An 18810-nucleotide genomic window follows, 5' to 3' on the forward strand; every position below is an offset into this window, starting at 1 on the left:
CGGTAGGTTCCGTGGCACCCTGCCGGGCACCGCATCCGGCTCGATCCCCCGCGCCCGGCGATCGGGCTTCCTGTTGCGATGGAATGCGGGAGATCCGGCCGGCGGGTATTTTCCGGGGTCCGGAGCCCTGGATGGCTCCGGATTCCGAGTCATCGGAGGTGAGGGCTTCGTGGAGGCAGCGGCCCTGGGCGGGTGGCTTTGGCCGCTCCCGGGGCCTAGGGGACGTGCCGCTCGTCGACGCCGTTGTACGCGCTGAGCGGGCGGATGAGGGAGTTGGCTTCGAGCTGTTCCATGATGTGGGCTGTCCAGCCGGTGATGCGGCTGGCGACGAAAATCGGTGTGAACGTTTGGGTGTCGAAGCCCATCAGGTGGTATGCCGGTCCGGCGGGGTAATCCAGATTGGGCTTGATGTTTTTCTTCGCGCCCATGGCCGATTCCAGCGCCGCATACAGCTCACCCATGTCTGGGCGGCCGTAATGGGCAATCATTTTGTCCAGGGCCGCCTTCATGGTGGGCACCCTGGAGTCGCCGTGCTTGTAGACGCGGTGTCCGAAGCCCATGATCTTCTTTTTGGTGGCGAGTGCGTCCTCCAGCCACGCATGGGCACGCGCTGCGATGTCCGGGCCCTCGAGTCCGATCTCCTGGAATGTATGCATGACGGCCTCGTTGGCGCCGCCGTGCAGTGGCCCCTTCAAAGCGCCGATGGCGCCTGTCACGGCCGAATGCAGGTCAGAGAGCGTGGAGGTGATGACACGGGCGGTGAATGTGGAGGCGTTGAAGGAGTGTTCGGCGTATAGGATCATGGAGACGTTGAACGCGTCGACTACCTCTGGAGCGGCCTCTTCGCCGAAGGCCATCCAGAGGAAGTTTGCTGAATAGCCCAGGTCGTCCCGTGGTTCCACAAGGTCCTGACCGCGCCGCCTGCGCTGGTCATAGGCAACCACGGCAGGGAATACGGCGAACAGGTCCTTCGCTTTGGCGAGGTTCGCTTGCGGCGAGGAATCCTCGGCCAGTGGATGCCGTCCTCCGATAACACTGGCCGCGGTTCGGCACACGTCCATGGGATGGGCGGTGGTTGGCAGCGAATCGATTACCAACCTCACTGCCGGGTCCAGTGCCCGTCCTGCCCGCTCGCGAGCGGAGAACTCTGCCGTCTCGGCCTCGGTGGGAAGTTCACCGTGCCAGAGCAGGTAGGCAACCTCTTCGAAACTGCAGCATGCGGCCAGTTCCTGGACGGGGTAGCCGCGGTAGAGCAGGGAGTTGGTGTCCGGGTTGACCTTGGATATGCGGGTCGTGTCCACGACGACGCCGGCCAGTCCTTTATGAATCTGAAGTATGTTGGTGCTCATGCTCGCTCCTTAACCGTTGAAAGTTCTCTGGTACACGTCGATATTCATCGCGAGGTAATCTGCTGGTCAGCACCCGCTGAGGGGCCGTCCGTACCGGGTATCCGGAAATTGAAGACCCCGGTGTCAAAGCGGTTGTAGGCCTCGTAGTCAACGAGGTCATAGAGCCGCGCACGGGTCAGCATGTGCTCTACCTGTGCCTCCTGGGTTCCGTCGGCCTTGATCGATTCCAGGGTTCGCTCCGCGGCGCCCATGGCACTACGGAGCAGGGTCACCGGATAGATGACCATGTTGACCCCGACGCCGGCCAGCTCGTCCACCGTGAACAGGGCGCTCTGGCCGAATTCGGTCATGTTGGCCAGGATCGGCACGTCGACGGCGTCGCGGATCGCCTGGAATTCGCTGAGGTCCTTCATGGCCTCCGGGAAGATGGCGTCCGCACCTGCCTCCACGAGCGCCCTGGCGCGCTCCTGCGTGGCTTCGAGCCCGTCCACCGCGCGGATGTCCGTCCGCGCCATGATCAGGAAGTTGGGGTCACGCCGCGCGTCGGCCGCGGCGCGGATCCGCTTGGTGGCGGTGTCGAGGTCCACCACGTTCTTACCGTCCAGATGGCCGCAGCGCTTGGGGTTGAACTGGTCCTCGATGTGGCAGCCGGCCAGGCCCGCGTTCTCGAGTTCCTGGACCGAGCGGGCCACGTTCATCGGCTCGCCGAAGCCCGTGTCGGCGTCGACGATGCAGGGCAGATCGGTCATCCGGGCGATCTGGCCGGCACGGGTGGCCACCTCGGTCAGCGTGGTCAGCCCGATGTCCGGCAGGCCCAGATCGTTGGCCAGCACGGCTCCGGAAATGTAGACCCCGGAGAAGCCCTTCTCCTCGATCAGCCGTGCCGAGAGCGGGTTGAACGCCCCCGGGAACTGCGCGATGGTGCCGGAGGCCAACAGTTCCCGAAGGCGGATCCGCTTCTGCTCCGGCGTGGTCTTTGAGTACAGCATCAGAAAAGTCCCTTCGGTGCGGCCGCGAGGTCGATCACGCCGTCGGCGGCCCGGATATTGAGCTGGTCCAGTTCGCCGGCGGCCAGCTTGGGGAGCCGCTCAGCAGCGGCGAGGAAGCGTTCGATTTCCGCTTCGGCCACGAGGCCGGCCGCGAGGGTGCGGAACTTGTTCACGTACTGTTCCCGGGCGAACGGCCGGGCGCCCAGCGGGTGGGCGTCCGCGACGGCGATCTGGTCGGTGACGACCGTGCCGTCCTTGAGCGTGATCTCCACGGAGCCGCCGAAGGCCTTCTCGGCGATGTCGAGGGAGTGGTAGCGGCGCGTCCACTCCGGGTCCTCCACGGTGGTGACCTTCTGCCACAGTTCCACGGTGTCGGGACGGCCGGCACGCTCGGCGGCGTAGGAATCGACGTGGTGCCAGGCGCCGTCCTGCAGGGCGACCGTGAAGATGTACGGGATGGAGTGGTCCAGCGTTTCGCGGCTGGCCGTGGGGCTGTATTTCTGCGGGTCGTTGGCGCCGGAGCCGATCACATAGTGGGTGTGGTGGCTCGTCTTGATCAGCACTGACTCGACGTTGGCGGGGTCGGTCACCTCGGGGTGTTCGCCGTGGAGCTTCCGGGCGAGGTCGATCCACGCCTGGGCCTGGTATTCGGCGGAGTGTTCCTTGGTGTAGGTGTCCAGGATGGCGCGCTTGGCTTCGCCGGCTTCGGGCAGCGGCACTGTGTAGGAGGCATCCGGTCCGTCGAGCATCCAGGCGATGAAGCCGTCTTCGCCCTCATAGATCGGAACCGGGGAGGTCTGGCCGCGCATGGAGCGGTCCGCGGCCTCGACGGCCATCTTGCCCGCGAACGCCGGGGCGTGGGCTTTCCAGGTGGAGATCTCGCCCTTGCGGGACTGCCGCGTGGCAGTGGTCGTGTGCAGCGCCTGGCCGACGGACTGGAAGATCGTCTCGACGTCGAGGCCCAGCAGGGTGCCGATGCCGGCGGCGGCGGAGGGGCCGAGGTGGGCCACGTGGTCGATCTTGTGCTTGTGCAGGCAGATGGCCTTGACCAGGTTGACCTGGATCTCGTACCCGGTGGCGATGCCGCGGATCAGGTCCTGGCCGCTGGAGCCCACGTGCTGGGCCACGGCGAGGACCGGCGGAATGTTGTCTCCCGGGTGGGAGTAGTCAGCCGCGAGGAAGGTGTCGTGGTAGTCGAGTTCGCGGACCGCGACGCCGTTGGCCCAGGCGGCCCATTCAGGGGCGACGCGCTCCTCGATGCCGAAGACCTTCGAACCGTTGCCTCCGGACGTGGGACCGTGGGTCAGGGCCTGGGCGCGGGAAGCGATGATCGGCCCGCGGTTCAGCGAGGCGATGGCCACCGAGGCGTTGTCGATGACCCGGTTGATCACCATGTCGGTGACCTCGTCCGTGACGGCCACGGGATCCGCGGCGACCTTGGCGATCTTGTAGGCGAGCTGATCCTCGCGGGGCAGGTTTTCCTCGCTCTTGTAAACGCGGACGTGGTGTTCCTTAACCATGGTGCTGCTCCTTTTAGTGAGGTATGTGCGTGGCTTTGACGTGGGAAAGACTGCGGTGCAGGTGGAGCGTGGTGGCGGCTTCCGCGAGGCGCGGGTTGCCTGCGGCGATCGCTTCGGCAATGGCGGCGTGCTCGGCCGCGGCGGCGGTCAGCCGCCCGGCGTCGTCGGACGCAAGCCTGCGGACGCGCACCAGATGCACGCGCAGGCTGCGCATCGCCTGGACGAGGTAGGAATTGGAGATCGCGGCGTCGATTGCCGAGTCCAGGCGCCCCACCAGTTCGTAGTACTCCTGGGTGGCGGGATCCGCGCCGCTGATCAGCGCAGGCGCCTCCAGGAGCTCCCGCTGCAGCTGCAGGAATGTAGCGGCGTCACCGCGCTCGGCGGCCAGTGCTGCTGCCTTTCCTTCGAGTGTTTCGCGGAGTTCGAAAAGTTCGTCAATATCCTCCAGCGAGATATCGGTGACGACGACGCCGCGGCCGCCCGCCGCCGTCGTCAGTCCCTCGGCGGTGAGTCGGCCCAGCGCCTCCCGAAGGGGCGTGCGTGATACACCGAGCCGCTCGGACTGCTCCACCTCGGCCAGTACAGCTCCGGGGAGGAGGCGCCATTCGATGATGTCCTCCCGCAGTGCGGCATAGGCTCTTTCGCCAGCGCGCATCAGGCCTCCTTCGTTGGTTCAGCAGAATCACTGTATACACAAATAACGGAAAATCACAGTATTTGCTCTCAAATGAAGGAATTTGGCAATGTATGTATACAAAACCCTTGTCTCCGGATCCAACGCAGGGCTAGCATGGGCAACATCACAACGACGTGGACAAGGAAGCACTCATGCTCACCAACAGCTACCGGGACAGTTACGAACGCAGCCTGGAACAGCCCGCGGACTTCTGGCTGGAAGCCGCGAACATGCTCTCGTGGTCAACGCCGCCCCGGCAGGGAATCGATGCCAGCCGGGCACCGCTGTACGGCTGGTTCCCCGACGGCGTCCTCAACACCTCCTATAACGCCCTGGACCGCCATGTGCTGGCCGGGCGGGGCGGGCAGGACGCCCTGATCTACGACTCCGCCATGCTGGGTTCGCAGCAGCGCTTCAGCTACGCGGAACTCACGGAGCTCGTGGCCCGGTTTGCGGGGGTCCTGCGCGGCCACGGTGTGGGCAAGGGCGACCGCGTGGTGATCTACATGCCGATGATCCCCGAAGCCGCCATCGCCATGCTGGCGACCGCCCGGCTCGGTGCCGTGCACTCGGTTGTCTTCGGCGGCTTTGCGCCCAAGGAACTCGCCGCCCGCATCCGGGACGCCGCACCCGCCGCGGTGGTCACGGCCTCCGGCGGCATCGAGCCGTCCCGCCGCGTCGAGTACCTCCCCGCGGTGGCGGAAGCCCTCGAGCTGGCCGGGGTGCCGGACACCCCCGTTCTGGTGAAGGGGCGGGAGGGCTTCGCCTCGGCAGCCGCGGACCACCCCGGCTGGATGGACTGGGACACGGAGATGGCCGCCGCCGAGCCCGCCGGTCCCGTCGAGGTCAGCTCGACTGATCCGCTCTACATCCTCTACACCTCGGGAACCACCGGAGCTCCAAAGGGAGTTGTCCGGGACAACGGCGGCCATGCCGTGGCCCTCGGCTGGAGCATGGAAAACATTTACGACGTCGGTCCGGGGGACGTCATGTGGACTGCCTCGGACGTCGGCTGGGTGGTGGGGCACTCCTACATCGTGTACGGGCCGCTGCTGGCCGGCGCCACCACTGTCCTTTACGAGGGAAAGCCGGTGGGCACCCCGGATGCCGGGGCGTTCTGGAGGGTGATCCAGGACCACAAAGTCAATGTCCTGTTCACGGCGCCCACCGCGCTGCGGGCCATCCGGAAGGCGGACCCCGAGGCGACACTGCTGGAACGGTACGACATTTCCAGCCTGCGCACGCTCTTTGCCGCCGGCGAGCGGCTCGACACGGACACCTTCCGCTGGGCCTCCCGGGTCCTGGGCGTCCCGGTGGTGGACCACTGGTGGCAGACCGAAACTGGCTGGGCGATCTGCGCCAACCCGCGGGGACTCGATGAGCTGCCGATCAAGGCCGGCTCGCCGAGCGTGCCGATGCCCGGCTTCCAGCTCGCCATCGTGGATGGGGCCGGTAGGGCCGTGAATACCGGGGAAGAGGGCAATATTGTGCTTGGGCTTCCCTTGCCACCAGGCACCCTGACTACACTCTGGCGGGACGATGACCGTTACATCTCCTCGTACCTGAAGGCGTTCGATGGCTACTACGCCACAGGTGACTCCGGATACCAGGATGAAGACGGGTACCTCTTCGTGATGGGGCGGACCGATGACATCATCAATGTCGCCGGCCACCGGCTGTCCACCGGATCCATGGAACAAGTCATCGGGCAGCACCCTGCAGTCGCAGAGTGTGTGGTCATTGGTGTGTTCGATCCGTTGAAAGGCCAACATCCCAGCGGATACGTGGTCCTGAAATCCGGCGTAGAGGTAGCAGAACCGGTACTGGTCCAGGAGCTGATCGCACTCGTTAGGCGGGACATCGGCGCCGTGGCCGACTTCAAGAACGTCACCGTCGTGGACGCACTGCCCAAGACCAGGTCAGGGAAGATGCTCCGCAAGACCATGAGGCAGATCGCCGACGGCGAAGAGTACGTGATCCCGTCCACCATCGACGATGCAGGGGTCATTGACCAGCTGATCGGGAAGCTGCGGCCCGCCAGCGCCGGAAACCCTCGCCCGCGGGATTGAAGCGGGATCAGCCCCAAGTTGCACCTGATGCAGGACCGTCCGGGCATCGTTGAGGACGCCGGTTTATGCCCATTGTGGTCAGGCGGAGCCCCTGGAACCGCTCAGGGCTGTCCACACTGGATGTAACCCGGCGCAAAGCCGCGCCCGCCGCCTCGCTCCAGGCACCCATGCCGGCGTCCGCTGCGCCGCCGGCTGCGGGGTCCGGTGCCGCGTGGCCAGACCGTCCCAGCATTCGTACATCTTTCGGTGCCCAGGCCACCCGGGCGCGGGTGACTTACTAACTTGTGCTGGGGGTAACGGGGGTCGTGCGGGTCGTTCAGCTTGGGAGCTGATCCACTGTTGCGCTGCGACCCCCGCGATTCGCCGGTACAGGGTGGCCCGTGACATTCCCAGGTCCTTGGCTACCTGTTTGGCCAGCTGGCCGCCATCGATGAGCGGGCGGGCATTCCTGATTTGACTGTCGGTGAACTGGGGCCGGCGTCCGCCGAGGTCTTTGCCTGCGGCCCGACGATTTGGTCACGCTGTCGTTGATGCGTTGGCGTTTGATTTCAAGTTCCATCTGGGCCAGGGCCCGCCATGACGGTGAACACCATGCCGCCCATGGGGGTGCCGGTGTCCACGTTCCCGCCACCCAGGTTCAGCACGCGCAGGTTGATGCCCCTCGCCCGCAGGTCAGCGAAGAGCCCGAGCATGTTGGCCGTGGACCTGCCTGGACGGTCCAAGGTGGTCATGACCAAAGTGTCGCCCTCGTACAAAGCCTCCAGGGCCTTGTCGAATTCGGGCCGGCTGTCCCGTGCGCCGCTGACGCCACGGTCCGTGTACCGGTCATCCCGCCGGACCCCGGCGACTGACAGTGGGTCACTCCCGATGCTTGGCGCCTAGACCATGCGGTGACCCGCATCACAAGTAAATGCCGCCGGGGGTTACAACAGGGTTACACGGCCCGCTCCTCGTCCCACTGCGGTTTCCCGGTGGCAAGCTGACCCCAAGCTCGGCGTCCCTGCGTCTGAACGGCAAAGTGCCATTCACTCTTGATGATCTAGGAATAATCTCAGCGTGGTTTGGGATTTCACTCGCTGAACTGCTCGGACCTCAGGCTGTGACAGCGAAAAATCCCCGCCCTCACGTGGAGGACGGGGATTCCGGAGCCAAGCTCCTCCTGCTGGACTTGAACCAGCAACCCTTCGATTAACAGTCGAATGCTCTGCCAATTGAGCTAAGGAGGAATGAAGCAGCTATGACACTAGCAAAGGTTTTGCCGCTATGGGAAATCGGCGGTTGGCCAGGAAGAAAATACCCCCGCCGGGTATGAAAACGTCCCCGTCCCGGTGACCGGAACGGGGACTGCGCGCTCCTCCTGCTGGACTTGAACCAGCAACCCTTCGATTAACAGTCGAATGCTCTGCCAATTGAGCTAAGGAGGAATGAAGCGGATATAAGCCTAGCAAACACCTGGCCGGGAAACGAAATTGACTGCCCAGCCGCAGCGGTCAGCCCTGTTCAGGAGTCAGAACGCAGTGAACGCCGCTCCATCTCCAGCAGCATGAGCTCCCGGTTGAGCCGCTGGAAGTCCTCTGGGCCAGCCGAGGAGTCCAGTCGCTGCAGCTGGCCCATCTTGTCCGCCTTGACCCTGGTGATCTGCAGTTCGAAGAGACGGGCCAGGATGTCCCTGCAGTACTTTTGTACGCCTTCTGCCGTGCTGGCCGGCAAAGGCACCACAGCCAGCTCCGAAACCAGCAGCCGGAGCGGCTCCGGTACCTCCTGGAGCAGCTGCTCCACCCAGCGCACAGGATCACCGGCATTGCCGAGTCCAGCAGCCCTGATGGCGTCGTGGACGGCCTGATAGGCGGGCGTGGAGAAGCGGGCGGCGGTGAAACGCTCCCAGGTCTCGCCCTCGAGCATTGCAGGCTCCTGCAGCGCGACTTCCAGCGCCTGCCGCTCCATTGAAGCCACAGGGTCGCGAGGGTCCGGACGGTTGTAGGACGGGACAACTCCCGACGGCGGCAACAAGGCAACGCCTGGCCCTCCGCCCTGCGCCGGGGCTCCCGGAGCGCCGGCGGCTTGGGCAGCCGGCTGGGCGAGCCGCTTGGCGGCCGCACCAACAGCCCGGCTGACATCTTCAATGGCCATTCCGAGCCAGCCCGCCAGTTCGCGGGCATAGGCGGGCCTGATGCCGGCGTCGCGGATCTGTGCCACTACCGGAGCCGATTCCCGGAGCGCGGCAACGCGCCCTTCGACGGTGTCCAGGTTGTGGCGCTTCAGGGCCGCGCGGATGGCGAATTCAAACAGCGGGCGCCGGGTGTTGATGAGGTCACGCACTGCTTCGTCACCCTTGGCCTGCCGCAGCTCACACGGGTCAGAGCCGCCCGGCTCCACAGCGACGTAGGTCTGCGCCACGAAGCGCTGGTCCTCTTCAAAAGCCCGCAGCGCCGCCTTCTGTCCGGCTGCGTCGCCGTCGAAGGTGAAGATGACCTCTCCCCCGGTGCCGTCGTCGGACAGCAGCCGGCGGGCGATCTTGATGTGTTCAGTACCGAAGGCCGTGCCGCAGGTGGCCACCGCCGTCGGGATTCCCGCGAGATGGCAGGCCATGACATCCGTGTACCCCTCCACCACCACCAGCTGGCGTTCCTTGGCGATGCTGCGCTTGGCGAGGTCGATCCCATAAAGCACCTGGGACTTCTTGTACAGCGTGGTTTCGGGCGTGTTCAGGTATTTGGGGCCCTGATCCTCCTCATAGAGCTTGCGCGCGCCGAAGCCGATGGTATCGCCGGCGATGTCCCGGATGGGCCAGATCAGACGGCCCCTGAAGCGGTCGTAGATGCCACGGTTCCCCTCAGAAAACATCCCCGTCAGCTTAAGCTCGGGGTCAGTGAAACCGCGGCCGCGGAGGTGCTTGAGCAGGGCGTCCCAGCCCTGCGGGGCATAGCCGACGCCGAACTGGTCCGCCGCCGCCCGGTCGAACCCGCGGCCCTGCAGAAATTTGCGGCCCTCCGCTGCGTCGGCTGTCAGCAGCTGGGCGCGGAAGAATTCATCGGCAATCTTGTGGGCGTCCAGGAGGCGCTGGCGCTTCCCGACTTCCTCGCGGTTAGGGCCGGTGCCGCCGTCCTCATAGCGCAGTTCGAAGCCGATCCGGGCCGCCAGTTTTTCCACGGCCTCGTGGAAGGTGGTGTGGTCCAGCTTCTGCACAAAGGCAATAACGTCGCCATCCTCGCCGCAGCCGAAGCAGTGGTACCTGCCCACCTGGGGGCGGACGGTAAACGACGGCGAGCGCTCGTCGTGAAAGGGGCACAGGCCCTTGAACGTTCCCAGCCCGGCGCCCTTAAGCGTGACGTAGCCGTCAACCACTTCCTTGATGTCCGTGCGCTGGCGTACTTCGTCGATATCTTCACGTTTGATCAGCCCAGCCACAGTGCCATCCTAATACCCGGGTCAGACATGAATTGAGGGGCGGACGACGGCGGCAGGCCGTCTGCGGTCAACGTCACCACAGCGACGGCAGGCTGCCGACGAGCCGTTCGTACATGGCCAGGGCGGAGCCGTCCGTCAGGGATGCCACCTGGTCCACCACCACGCGGAGCCGTGCGCCGTCGTCGGCTGCGTCCCGCCAGTCAGCGGCGAACATCGGTTCCAGGTTCCGGTCCCCCGTGGCACTGAGCGCAGTGACCAAGGCGTGCAGGACTTCCCGCTGGCGTTCGTATATGGGCTGCCGGTGATCGGTGGTCATCACAAACGTGGTGGCCAGGCCTTTCATCACGGCGATTTCCATCACGGTTTCATCCGGGACCATCAGCTCGGCGTTGTAGCGCGTCAGGTTTTCCGGCCCGTAGACGGCTCGTGTGGTCTCCAGCGCGCTCTGGCAGAAGCGACCAATGAACTGGCTGGTCATGTCCTTGAGCGCGGCCATGGACTTGCGGCTGCCGTCGGCCTCACGGACCCACACGTCTGTCGCCTCGAGCCGGGCCAGCGCTGCGTCAATTGCAGCCGGGTCATTGTGCGGCAGGTACCACTGCTTGGCATAGCCCACCACACGCGCACGGTGGTCCGGGTTGTCCATCCAGCGCAGCTGGAAGTGGCCGGCCACAATGGCGTCCTCAACATCGTGCACAGAGTAGGAGATATCATCCGCGAGGTCCATGACCTGCGCCTCCAGGCAGGACCGGCGCACCGGAGCATCTTCCCGGATCCAGTTGAAGATGGGCAGATCGTCTTCATAAGTGCCGAATTTGCTGGTGCGCTGCCCATGGATCACAGGTGCGTCCAGCGCCGACCACGGGTACTTTGCCGCGGCGTCAAGGCTCGCGCGTGTCAGGTTCAGGCCCGCCGGCCGCCCTACGGAATCCAGCACCTTGGGCTCCAGCCGGGTCAGCAGCCGGAGGGTCTGGGCGTTGCCTTCGAAGCCGCCGATCCCGTGCGCCACCTCGTTCAGGGCCGATTCGCCGTTGTGGCCGAACGGCGGGTGTCCGAGGTCGTGGCTGAGGCATGCGGTGTCCACAACATCGGGATCGCAGCCGAGCGCGCGTCCAAGCTCGCGGCCCACCTGTGCCACCTCGAGGCTGTGCGTGAGCCGGGTCCGCACGAAGTCGTCGGTGTCCGGGGCAACCACCTGGGTTTTGGCGCCGAGCCGGCGCAGGGCCGAGGAATGCAGCACCCGGGCGCGGTCACGTTCGAAGTCGGAGCGGTAGTTGCTCTTGACCGGTTCCTCCACCCAGCGGGCAGAGTCACGGGCATCGTAACCGGGGAGCACCGGAGCGGCTGTCCTGGTCTCAGCCACCTGAAACGTCCAGCTCTGCAGCCGAGATGTCGCGTGACTGGTCAGCGTCCATGGCGCGGTCCAGGAGCCAGTCCTTGGGGAGGGCAGGCTGCTTGGGTGAACCCGCACGGCCACGTGGACCCTCTGCGTCTACGCCCGGGTACGGCGACTCGAGATCCAGCTGGTCCAGGGTCTCGCGCAGCACCTCGAGCGTGGTCACCATGGCGAGTCTGGTACGCAGTTCGCTGCCCACCACATAGCCCTTGAAGTACCAGGCCATGTGCTTGCGGATTTCCCGGAGGGCCTTGTTTTCATCGCCAAACGTCTCAATCATCAGCTGGGCGTGGCGGTAGACACCCTCAGCCACCTGGCGCAGGGCCGGCTTGTGCCGTACATCGCTTCCTTCGAAGGCTGCCATCAGATCGCCGAAGAGCCACGGACGCCCCTGGCACCCACGGCCCACCACCACGCCGTCCACACCGGTCTCGCGGACCATCCGGACGGCATCTTCGGCGGACCAGATGTCCCCGTTGCCCAGCACCGGAATATCCGGCAGGGCCTCACGGAGCCGGGCGATGGCGGACCAGTCCGCCTGGCCGGAATAGAACTGCGCCGCGGTACGGCCGTGAAGCGCGACGGCGGCAACACCGGAATCGCGGGCGATACGGCCGGCGTCGAGGTACGTCAGGTGGTCCTCGTCGATGCCTTTGCGCATCTTGATGGTCAGCGGCACGTTGCCCTTGGACGCTTCGCGGACGGCCGTCCGGACAATCGACGTGAACAGATCGATCTTCCAGGGCAGGGCTGCACCCCCGCCGCGGCGGGTCACTTTGGGGACCGGGCAGCCGAAGTTAAGGTCGATGTGGTCTGCTCGGTCCTCGTCCACCAGCATGCGGACGGCCTGGCCAACGGTGACCGGATCCACGCCGTAGAGCTGGACAGAGCGGACTTTTTCGTCGTCGTCATGGGAAATGATGCGCAGCGATTCCGGAGTGCGTTCAACCAGGGCGCGGGACGTGACCATCTCGGCCACATAGAGGCCGCCGCCGTATTCACGGCAAAGCCTGCGGAAGGCGGAGTTGGTGATGCCGGCCATGGGCGCCAGGACCACGGGGGTATCCACCGTGATGGGGCCCAGCTTCAGAGGGGGAAGCTCCAGCTTGGGGGCGGGCGGGGTTGCTACAACAGTCACCCGTCCATTGTCTCAAATCCGGGCAAATCGGGCTGCCGGCCTGTCAGCCTCTGTCCGCCCGGCGTCCGCGCCCGGAGTCCGGTTCCGGCGTCCGCCCTTCCTGTGCCAGCTCTTTCCCGGAAGTCACGGCAACTGCCGCTGCGAGCGCACCGGTGTCGCCGACGTCGTCCGGGTCAACGGTGATCCGTTCCTGATCCGGGGCGCTGCCTGCAGCGACAGCTGCGGCCCGGATGCCCGTGGCTTTGACCACGAGGACCGCAATCAGGGTGGTGACCGGGATCGCGAGCACCAGGCCGACAGATCCGACGAGAGTCCTGACGACTTCCTCGGACAGCTCGGCGCTTGTGAGGGCATCTCCGAGCGGGCGGTCGTACAGCATCACGATGATCAGAATGGGCAGGGCGGCCCCCGCATAGGCAAAGGCAATGGTGTACACCGTGGAGGCAATGTGGTCACGGCCGATCCTCATCGCCGAAGCGAAAAGCCTGCGGGCGCTCGTGTTGGGTGCCAGCTCGTAGAGCTCCCACACGGCGGAGGACTGCGTGATGGTGACGTCGTTGAGGACGCCCAGGCCGGAAATGATGAGGCCGCACAGGATGATGCCGGAGATCGAGATGTTGCCCGAAATGTTCACCAGCGTGGAGGCCTCGTGGTTGCCTACCCCGGCCAGGTTCGCGGCATCAGTGGCCCACGCGGCCAGGAGCGAGGTGATGCCCAGTCCGAACATGGTTCCCAGCAAGGCGGTGGACGTCCGGGCCGAGAAACCATGGGCAAAGTACAGGACCCCGATCATGATCACCGTGGAACCCACCATTGCCAGCAGCAGCGGCGGTTTCCCTTCCACGAGACCCGGCAGCATGAAGCTCACCAGCACAAAGTACGCACCGATGAGGCCGATCAGAGCGCGGAATCCGCGCCAGCGGGCCACCGCGATCACCACCACGGCGTACAGGATCGCCAGAAAAATAATGGGCAGGGTCCTGACGAAATCCACAAAGACGTAGGCCGGTGCGCCCTGCCCTGACGAAGCGCCCTGGACATTGGAGAGATTCAGGTACCGGATGTTGTCCCCCTGTTTGACGCCATGGGACTTGGTAATGTCCGGGTTGATGACCACCTTGACCGTGCTGCCGCCCTTATCCGGTTGGGTGAACGCGAAAGTGCAGTCCGAGCCCTTTGGCCTGTCCTGCCCGGTCTCGGCAGGGGCGGTGGCCGGCGTGCAGCTCTCCACCACCACGCTCTGGATCTTGCCGGTGTCGAAGGTGACGCCCGGCGCCGTCGAGTAGGGACTCGCAAGGGTCATGCCCTCTTTGCTGCCCGAGGGCCACATCATGGCCATGGCTGCGAGGGTAAGCAATGTCAGCGGGACCAGCACTGCCGCCAGGATCCAGTTGGCCCTTCGGCGGGCAGCAATCGCCTGTACCGTCGGCGCCGAATGCTCTGTATGACCGTGGGAGTGTCCGGAACCCATCAGTTGTTTGACCTCATGCCTTGAACTCTACGTCCGGCACCATAGGGTTGATGAATGGACCATCAGTGAGTCTGGAGGATGCACGCGTGACCAACCGCAGAACAGGCGAAGGCAAAGGTGTTGCGCCCGGGGCGGCCGGTGCCGTTGACTCCGGGCCGGACGTCGCCCACAACCCCGTGCTGACGGTGCGGCAAGCCTCTGGTCCCACTCTGGGCGTGGCCCTGGTGCTGCACGGCGGCCAGTCCCACAGCTTCGAGCCCGTGCAGGCCCAGCACCTCAGTCCAGCCAGAATGGTCCCGTTCGCAAGGCATCTGCACCGGGCCGGCAAGACCCACGGGCTTGCTGTGTGGTCCCTGCGCAACCGGGTGCGCGGCTGGAACGGTGAGGACATGTCGCCGCTCCAGGATGCGCGCTGGGCCCTGGAACAGGTCCACCGGGAGCACCCGGGTGTTCCGGTTTATCTGCTGGGCCATTCCATGGGAGGCCTGACCGCCGTCTGCGCGGCCGACGACCCCCTGGTGGACGCCGTGGTGGCCCTGGCTCCGTGGCTCAGCGGCGAAACACCCGCCGCACGGGTGGCCGGCCGGAAAGTCCTGCTGGTGCATGGCGCAAACGACCGCTGGACCAGCCCGGCGGAGTCATTGAACTTCGCCCGGCGTGCTGCCGCGGAGGCCAAATCGCTGCAATACGTTTCGCTACGAGGTGCAGGGCACTTTATGTTCCGGCGGGTCCGCCTCTGGCACACACTGGCTACGGGTTTCCTGATGCAGGCCTTCGCTGAGAGGACCGGCGCTGAGCTGCGCCAGGATCCGGGGCTTAGCCGCCTCCTCCCCGCATCAGCCCTCATCCCGTTGGTTCTGTGAGCCCGTCTCCGCGGCCTGAGTTCCTGCCCGGCCTGTCCTGGACTGCCCTGGCTGGCAAGACCGGAAAGCCGCTCTCCGAAAAAGGCGCGGCCGGACGCCCCCCGTTACCGGGAGTATGTTGAGTCGACCAGATCAACGCCAGCGGCTGGACGCCGACGACGCTGCCAAAGGCCGCCGTCGGAGTCCCAAGCCTGCGGATCCACCCAGCTGGCACCGCGGCCGGATGATCTCCGGGATTTTCGGTTTAGCGCGGGGCCGGCCCCGCGTGCCTCAATGATGGGAGACCTCCACCGACTCGTCCAAGGAGCTTCCCGGGTTGTCGAACCAGGCTGGGCCGGTTCCGGCGAGACCTATGACGCTGACGGCGATCACCGCAACCACCGAGAGTGAGCGGATGTGGGCTGACGCCGGTGGGCGTCCGGGGAGCCGGCCACTGCGGCGGAGTACGATGACGGCGACCAGCAGCGTGCCCAGCTCAAGGGCGCCGGCAGCACAATCCGGCACACCGACCGTTTCGGGTACGCCGGCGGCGGGCCCGAAAGGCAGTCCGACGGTGCGGGAGTACAACCACAGCGCTAGCGGAACGATCGAGACTGCAGCGATGGCCAGCAGCAGGCCGGGTCGGGGCCGAATGAGCAACAAGAGGCCAAGGGCAAGCTGTGCTGCGGCGAGAACAAGGAAGAAGGCACCGGCCGCGCCCCACTCGCTCAGATGCTCGGGTACGACGGCCGCGTGGACGGCAGCGCTGCCGAACAGCGCGGCAGCCAGAAACAGCCGTCCGTGGCCAATTCGGCCGCTGCGAGCCGTTCGCCGTCGTGCCTGGCTGACGTCCAGCCGGCCGCCGCGGATCGCCACCATCCACCCGGTCACCACGAGGTTGGTGACGAGAACCAGCGCGCTGCCATAGCCCACCGAAGCAAGCTGCAGCCCGAGGGATGCCTCACCCAGGGCCGGCAGAACGGTTGCCGAACCGCCGTGGTGCATCGAGTCCATCAGCTGAAGCTGCAGCTGGTAGTCCCATGCGGAGCTGGCCGCAACCTCTGCGATGCCGACCAGCGTGCCCGCCGCAACGATCAGCAGCCCCGTCGCCACGACGGTCCGCGCTCTGGAGAGCACGGGCCCGAACCAGCGCAGCGCCAGCGTGAGCGCCGCGAGTACAGCCAAAACGAACACCGGGAGGGCGGCGGTGGACTCGCGCAGCCAGCCCGCGAATGGCTCCTGTGTGCGTTCAATGGCCCCGACGGCACCCCGCAGCGACATCATCCAGAAGCCGTCAGCGTAGGCCATCACGGCCGCCAGCGATACAACAGTCAACCATGGGACGGCCGGGCCGCCCCGGATCGCGCCGCGATTGTTGATTGAGTTGCGGAGCCTGGTCTTCTCGATCATCTCCCGCTACCTCTCATATCCTTTGTCGGAGCCGGGGCCTGCCTGGTGTGGCAAACCCCGGCCGGTTTGGTTCACAGGTGGAGGCGGACGGCCGTCACGGTGTGATCTCCCAGCCGAACATCATGGCGTGGTCCTCGTGGGCCAGGTTGTGGCAGTGCGCCACATACGGCCCGACGAAGTCCCGGAAGCCGCGGTAGACGATCACCGACTCACCCGGGTCGAGCGCCACCAGATCCTCCCGCGAGACGTCGTCCGGATGCGAGCGATCCCCCCCGCCGGTCACGTCCTTGTTGTTCCGCATGACGGTGCGGTGCTCCTCCATGTGCAGGTGGAACGGATGGACCCAGCCGCCGCCGCCGTTGCGGATCTCCCAGAGGTTGAAACTGCCCTTCTTTTGCTGGGCCAGCGGCGTGCGGCCTGCCTTGTTCTTCAGGCTCGTCGCCACTGTGTAGGGTTCAAAGGGCTGGCCGTTGATGAGCCACTCGATCTCGCCGCCCAGGCTGCCGCGCTCCACCTCGAATATCAGGCGGTTGTCCAGCAGGTTCTTCCAGTTGCCGGGCAGCGTTGGAAGCGGACGCATGGCCGTCGGGATCCGGCTGTCGTCCGGCGCGTCGTCGCCGATCACGATCTTGAGCACCGGCACCTTGTAGGCCGGATCCGGGAGGAAGCGCGAGGAGTTGGACCACATCCGCCCGTTGGGCATCTTCATGACGTTGGTGAGGTAGATGACATCGCCCTTGGTGGTGGGCGTGCCGTCCTGGTACCGCGTGAAATCGACGATGACTTCGCGCCTCTTGGCCGGCCAGAGTTCGAACGAGTCCCGCTTGATCGGGAACGGCAGGAGCCCGCCGTCCGAGGCGATCTGGGTGAACCGCATGCACTGCTGGGCGTCGGGGATGCGGTACTGGCCCTCGAGCTCGTCACCTATGTAGCCGAGCGACGCCGCCGACTTCGGGCCCTGCGTCGAGCTCATCAGTTTGAACTCGTAGATCCTCGAGACCGACGCGTCCAGGAACCGGAAGCGGTACTTGCGCCGCTTCACCTCCAACACCGGGTTCGCCGTGCCGTTGACGGTGAAGATGTCGCCCACGAAGCCGTGGTTGGGGAAGTGCCTGTAGAACGTCTTGCCCCACCACTTGGGGTGCTTGGCAGGGTTGTTGGCGGCCGGGAATTCACCCAGCCCGTCGTGGACGTCCTGGTGCACGGTCACTCCGTCGTCCAGGCGTGTGTCGTAGAACGCCAGCGGGACGTCGTACTCGACGTCGAAGGACCCGTCCGAGTTGTCTTTGCGGACTCCGGGAAGCCGGTAGCCCCGGCGCTCGTCTCCCATGTCCAGACCGTTTTTCGGGTCGTAGATGGGGTACAGGCCCACCAGGCCCTTGTAGACGTTGGAGCCGGTGTGGTCCATCCGGTGGTCGTGGAACCAGAAGAAGCTCTGCTTCTCGCGGTCGTCGCCCCCGGCCGGCCAGTTCAGGTACAGGTTGTCGACGAACATTTGCGGCAGGTAACCCATGCGCTTGGGACCGTACATCATCGAATAGTGCGGGTTGCCGTCGCTCTCCGGTGCGGTGTGCCCGTTGTGCAGGTGAATCAGTGAGGACCAGTCCGGGGATCCGAAGTCCTGGCGGTCGAGATTGAGCGGGTTTTCGTCCAGATGGTTCGCGAAGCGGACGAGCACTGGTTTGCCGTACTCGGCATTGATCATTGGCCCGGGGAAGGTGCCGTTGAAGCCGTAAATGGTGCTGAGGGGCAAAGTCCGCGCCGTGCCCGCGGCGATCGTTTTGCCGTTCGCATCAAACGAGACCGTCGGATGCCCTAATGTGTTGATGGGCATCACTTTCGACGTGGTGAACGCATGCCCCCGCAGCAGCAAGTCGATCTTGTAGACGATCGGGTCCGGACCCCCGGGCACAGGACACCATATCTGATGCCGCTCGTTGAGCAGCGAGTTCTGCTGGTCGTAGCCCGGACCGGGCGGCTTCGCCCACGCGCTGAACTCCGACTTCGGCACCGGGGCCAGCGCCTTGGGGATCGGAAGCCGGTCCCGGAACGGCGTCATGATCAACGGGCTCGTCGGGAACGCCTCCTTGTAAAACAACAGATCACCAAGCGCTGTCGACGAAGCGGCGAACGCGCCGTCGAACGAGAGCAGGCCCCTCTGGGCGAGCAGCGGGCCGGCCCACCCCTGCGCGGCCACCAGTGCGGCTCCGGCTCCCCCGGCTGCCCCCAACCGCAAGAGCGTGCGGCGGGATATTCCGCCTGTGTTTGCAGATTCCTCGGACATCAGTCTGCGCCTCCTTCGCGTTGGGACGAAAGGCAGCCCTGCGGCCACCGGTCATCATCCCGTGTACGTCGTTCCCCAGATTGACGTTTGATCACGGGGGGCTCCTGGCCGTGTGGGGTCAGCTTCGCTATGGGATTCCCCCCGCGCGACCACTGTGGGCTGCGGACCTTGTGAAAACACTGGTGGTTGGGTCCCCCCGCAGAAGTCCAGTGAGTATGTAGGTTTCGCGTACGAGAACGGACGCAGGAGGAAATTCAC

General features: G+C 65.5%; 12 protein-coding genes, 2 tRNA genes and 1 pseudogene. 2 read left to right on the forward strand and 13 right to left on the reverse strand.

Annotated elements, in window-relative coordinates; all coding sequences use genetic code 11:
• Window positions 1-215 precede the first annotated feature (215 nt).
• Genes V3C33_00390 through V3C33_00405 form a run of 4 tightly spaced genes read right to left on the reverse strand, consistent with a single transcriptional unit; the run spans window position 216 to window position 4513 of the window.
• Entirely contained in the window at window positions 216-1349 is a 1134-nt protein-coding gene (locus V3C33_00390; protein XAS67844.1) for a bifunctional 2-methylcitrate synthase/citrate synthase, read from the reverse strand.
• A gap of 44 nt (window positions 1350-1393) precedes the next feature.
• Window positions 1394-2338 (reverse strand): methylisocitrate lyase, encoded by a 945-nt coding sequence (prpB, locus tag V3C33_00395; protein XAS67845.1) that lies wholly within the window; start codon window positions 2336-2338, stop codon window positions 1394-1396.
• Window positions 2338-3858 (reverse strand): MmgE/PrpD family protein, encoded by a 1521-nt coding sequence (locus V3C33_00400; GenBank protein ID XAS67846.1) that lies wholly within the window; start codon window positions 3856-3858, stop codon window positions 2338-2340. The genes prpB and V3C33_00400 overlap by 1 nt, the downstream gene beginning before the upstream one ends.
• 13 nt (window positions 3859-3871) lie before the next feature.
• Window positions 3872-4513, reverse strand: a complete 642-nt coding sequence (locus V3C33_00405; protein XAS67847.1) for a GntR family transcriptional regulator — start codon at window positions 4511-4513, stop codon at window positions 3872-3874.
• 173 nt (window positions 4514-4686) lie between these two features.
• Here V3C33_00405 and V3C33_00410 point away from each other — a divergent pair, with 173 nt between their 5' ends.
• Window positions 4687-6603: an AMP-binding protein gene (locus tag V3C33_00410; GenBank protein ID XAS67848.1), complete on the forward strand. Its 1917-nt coding sequence runs from the start codon at window positions 4687-4689 to the stop codon at window positions 6601-6603.
• 357 nt (window positions 6604-6960) lie between these two features.
• Here V3C33_00410 and V3C33_00415 read toward each other — a convergent pair.
• The 7 genes and pseudogenes from V3C33_00415 to V3C33_00445 all read right to left on the reverse strand — a co-directional run bounded on the left by V3C33_00415 (window position 6961) and on the right by V3C33_00445 (window position 14016).
• Window positions 6961-7472 (reverse strand): annotated as a pseudogene (locus V3C33_00415) (recombinase family protein).
• Window positions 7473-7756: 284 nt separating this feature from the next.
• A tRNA-Asn gene (locus tag V3C33_00420) sits at window positions 7757-7829 on the reverse strand.
• Window positions 7830-7954: 125 nt separating this feature from the next.
• Window positions 7955-8027, reverse strand: a tRNA-Asn gene (locus V3C33_00425).
• A gap of 76 nt (window positions 8028-8103) precedes the next feature.
• Window positions 8104-10011 carry a DNA primase gene (gene dnaG, locus V3C33_00430; protein XAS67849.1) on the reverse strand — a complete coding sequence of 636 codons (1908 nt, stop codon included), beginning with the start codon at window positions 10009-10011 and terminating at the stop codon, window positions 8104-8106.
• A 73-nt stretch (window positions 10012-10084) separates the two neighbouring features.
• A complete protein-coding gene (locus V3C33_00435) occupies window positions 10085-11374 on the reverse strand; it encodes a deoxyguanosinetriphosphate triphosphohydrolase (GenBank protein XAS67850.1) in 1290 nt (429 codons plus the stop codon).
• Window positions 11367-12545 (reverse strand): tRNA dihydrouridine synthase DusB, encoded by a 1179-nt coding sequence (gene dusB / locus V3C33_00440; protein XAS67851.1) that lies wholly within the window; start codon window positions 12543-12545, stop codon window positions 11367-11369. The genes V3C33_00435 and dusB overlap by 8 nt, the downstream gene beginning before the upstream one ends.
• A 43-nt stretch (window positions 12546-12588) precedes the next feature.
• A complete protein-coding gene (locus V3C33_00445) occupies window positions 12589-14016 on the reverse strand; it encodes a YibE/F family protein (GenBank protein ID XAS67852.1) in 1428 nt (475 codons plus the stop codon).
• A 176-nt stretch (window positions 14017-14192) separates the two neighbouring features.
• Here V3C33_00445 and V3C33_00450 point away from each other — a divergent pair, with 176 nt between their 5' ends.
• A complete protein-coding gene (locus V3C33_00450) occupies window positions 14193-14879 on the forward strand; it encodes an alpha/beta fold hydrolase (GenBank protein ID XAS69821.1) in 687 nt (228 codons plus the stop codon).
• 270 nt (window positions 14880-15149) lie between these two features.
• Here the strand turns inward: V3C33_00450 and V3C33_00455 are convergent, their stop codons facing one another.
• Both V3C33_00455 and V3C33_00460 read right to left on the reverse strand, forming a co-directional pair.
• Window positions 15150-16268, reverse strand: a complete 1119-nt coding sequence (locus tag V3C33_00455) for a hypothetical protein (protein XAS67853.1) — start codon at window positions 16266-16268, stop codon at window positions 15150-15152.
• A gap of 94 nt (window positions 16269-16362) precedes the next feature.
• Window positions 16363-18552 carry a multicopper oxidase domain-containing protein gene (locus V3C33_00460; GenBank protein ID XAS67854.1) on the reverse strand — a complete coding sequence of 730 codons (2190 nt, stop codon included), beginning with the start codon at window positions 18550-18552 and terminating at the stop codon, window positions 16363-16365.
• Between the last annotated feature and the right edge of the window lie 258 nt (window positions 18553-18810).

This window comes from Micrococcaceae bacterium Sec5.7, assembly GCA_039636785.1.
Classification (GTDB): domain Bacteria; phylum Actinomycetota; class Actinomycetes; order Actinomycetales; family Micrococcaceae; genus Arthrobacter.

Excerpts from the sequence above, each read along its gene's own strand:
- V3C33_00390 (XAS67844.1), bottom strand. The coding sequence starts at position 1,349 with ATGAGCACCAACATACTTCAGATTCATAAAGGACTGGCCGGCGTCGTC.
- prpB (XAS67845.1), bottom strand. The coding sequence starts at position 2,338 with ATGCTGTACTCAAAGACCACGCCGGAGCAGAAGCGGATCCGCCTTCGG.
- V3C33_00400 (XAS67846.1), bottom strand. The coding sequence starts at position 3,858 with ATGGTTAAGGAACACCACGTCCGCGTTTACAAGAGCGAGGAAAACCTG.
- V3C33_00405 (XAS67847.1), bottom strand. The coding sequence starts at position 4,513 with ATGCGCGCTGGCGAAAGAGCCTATGCCGCACTGCGGGAGGACATCATC.
- V3C33_00410 (XAS67848.1), top strand. The coding sequence starts at position 4,687 with ATGCTCACCAACAGCTACCGGGACAGTTACGAACGCAGCCTGGAACAG.
- V3C33_00445 (XAS67852.1), bottom strand. The coding sequence starts at position 14,016 with ATGGGTTCCGGACACTCCCACGGTCATACAGAGCATTCGGCGCCGACG.
- V3C33_00455 (XAS67853.1), bottom strand. The coding sequence starts at position 16,268 with ATGATCGAGAAGACCAGGCTCCGCAACTCAATCAACAATCGCGGCGCG.
- V3C33_00460 (XAS67854.1), bottom strand. The coding sequence starts at position 18,552 with ATGTCCGAGGAATCTGCAAACACAGGCGGAATATCCCGCCGCACGCTC.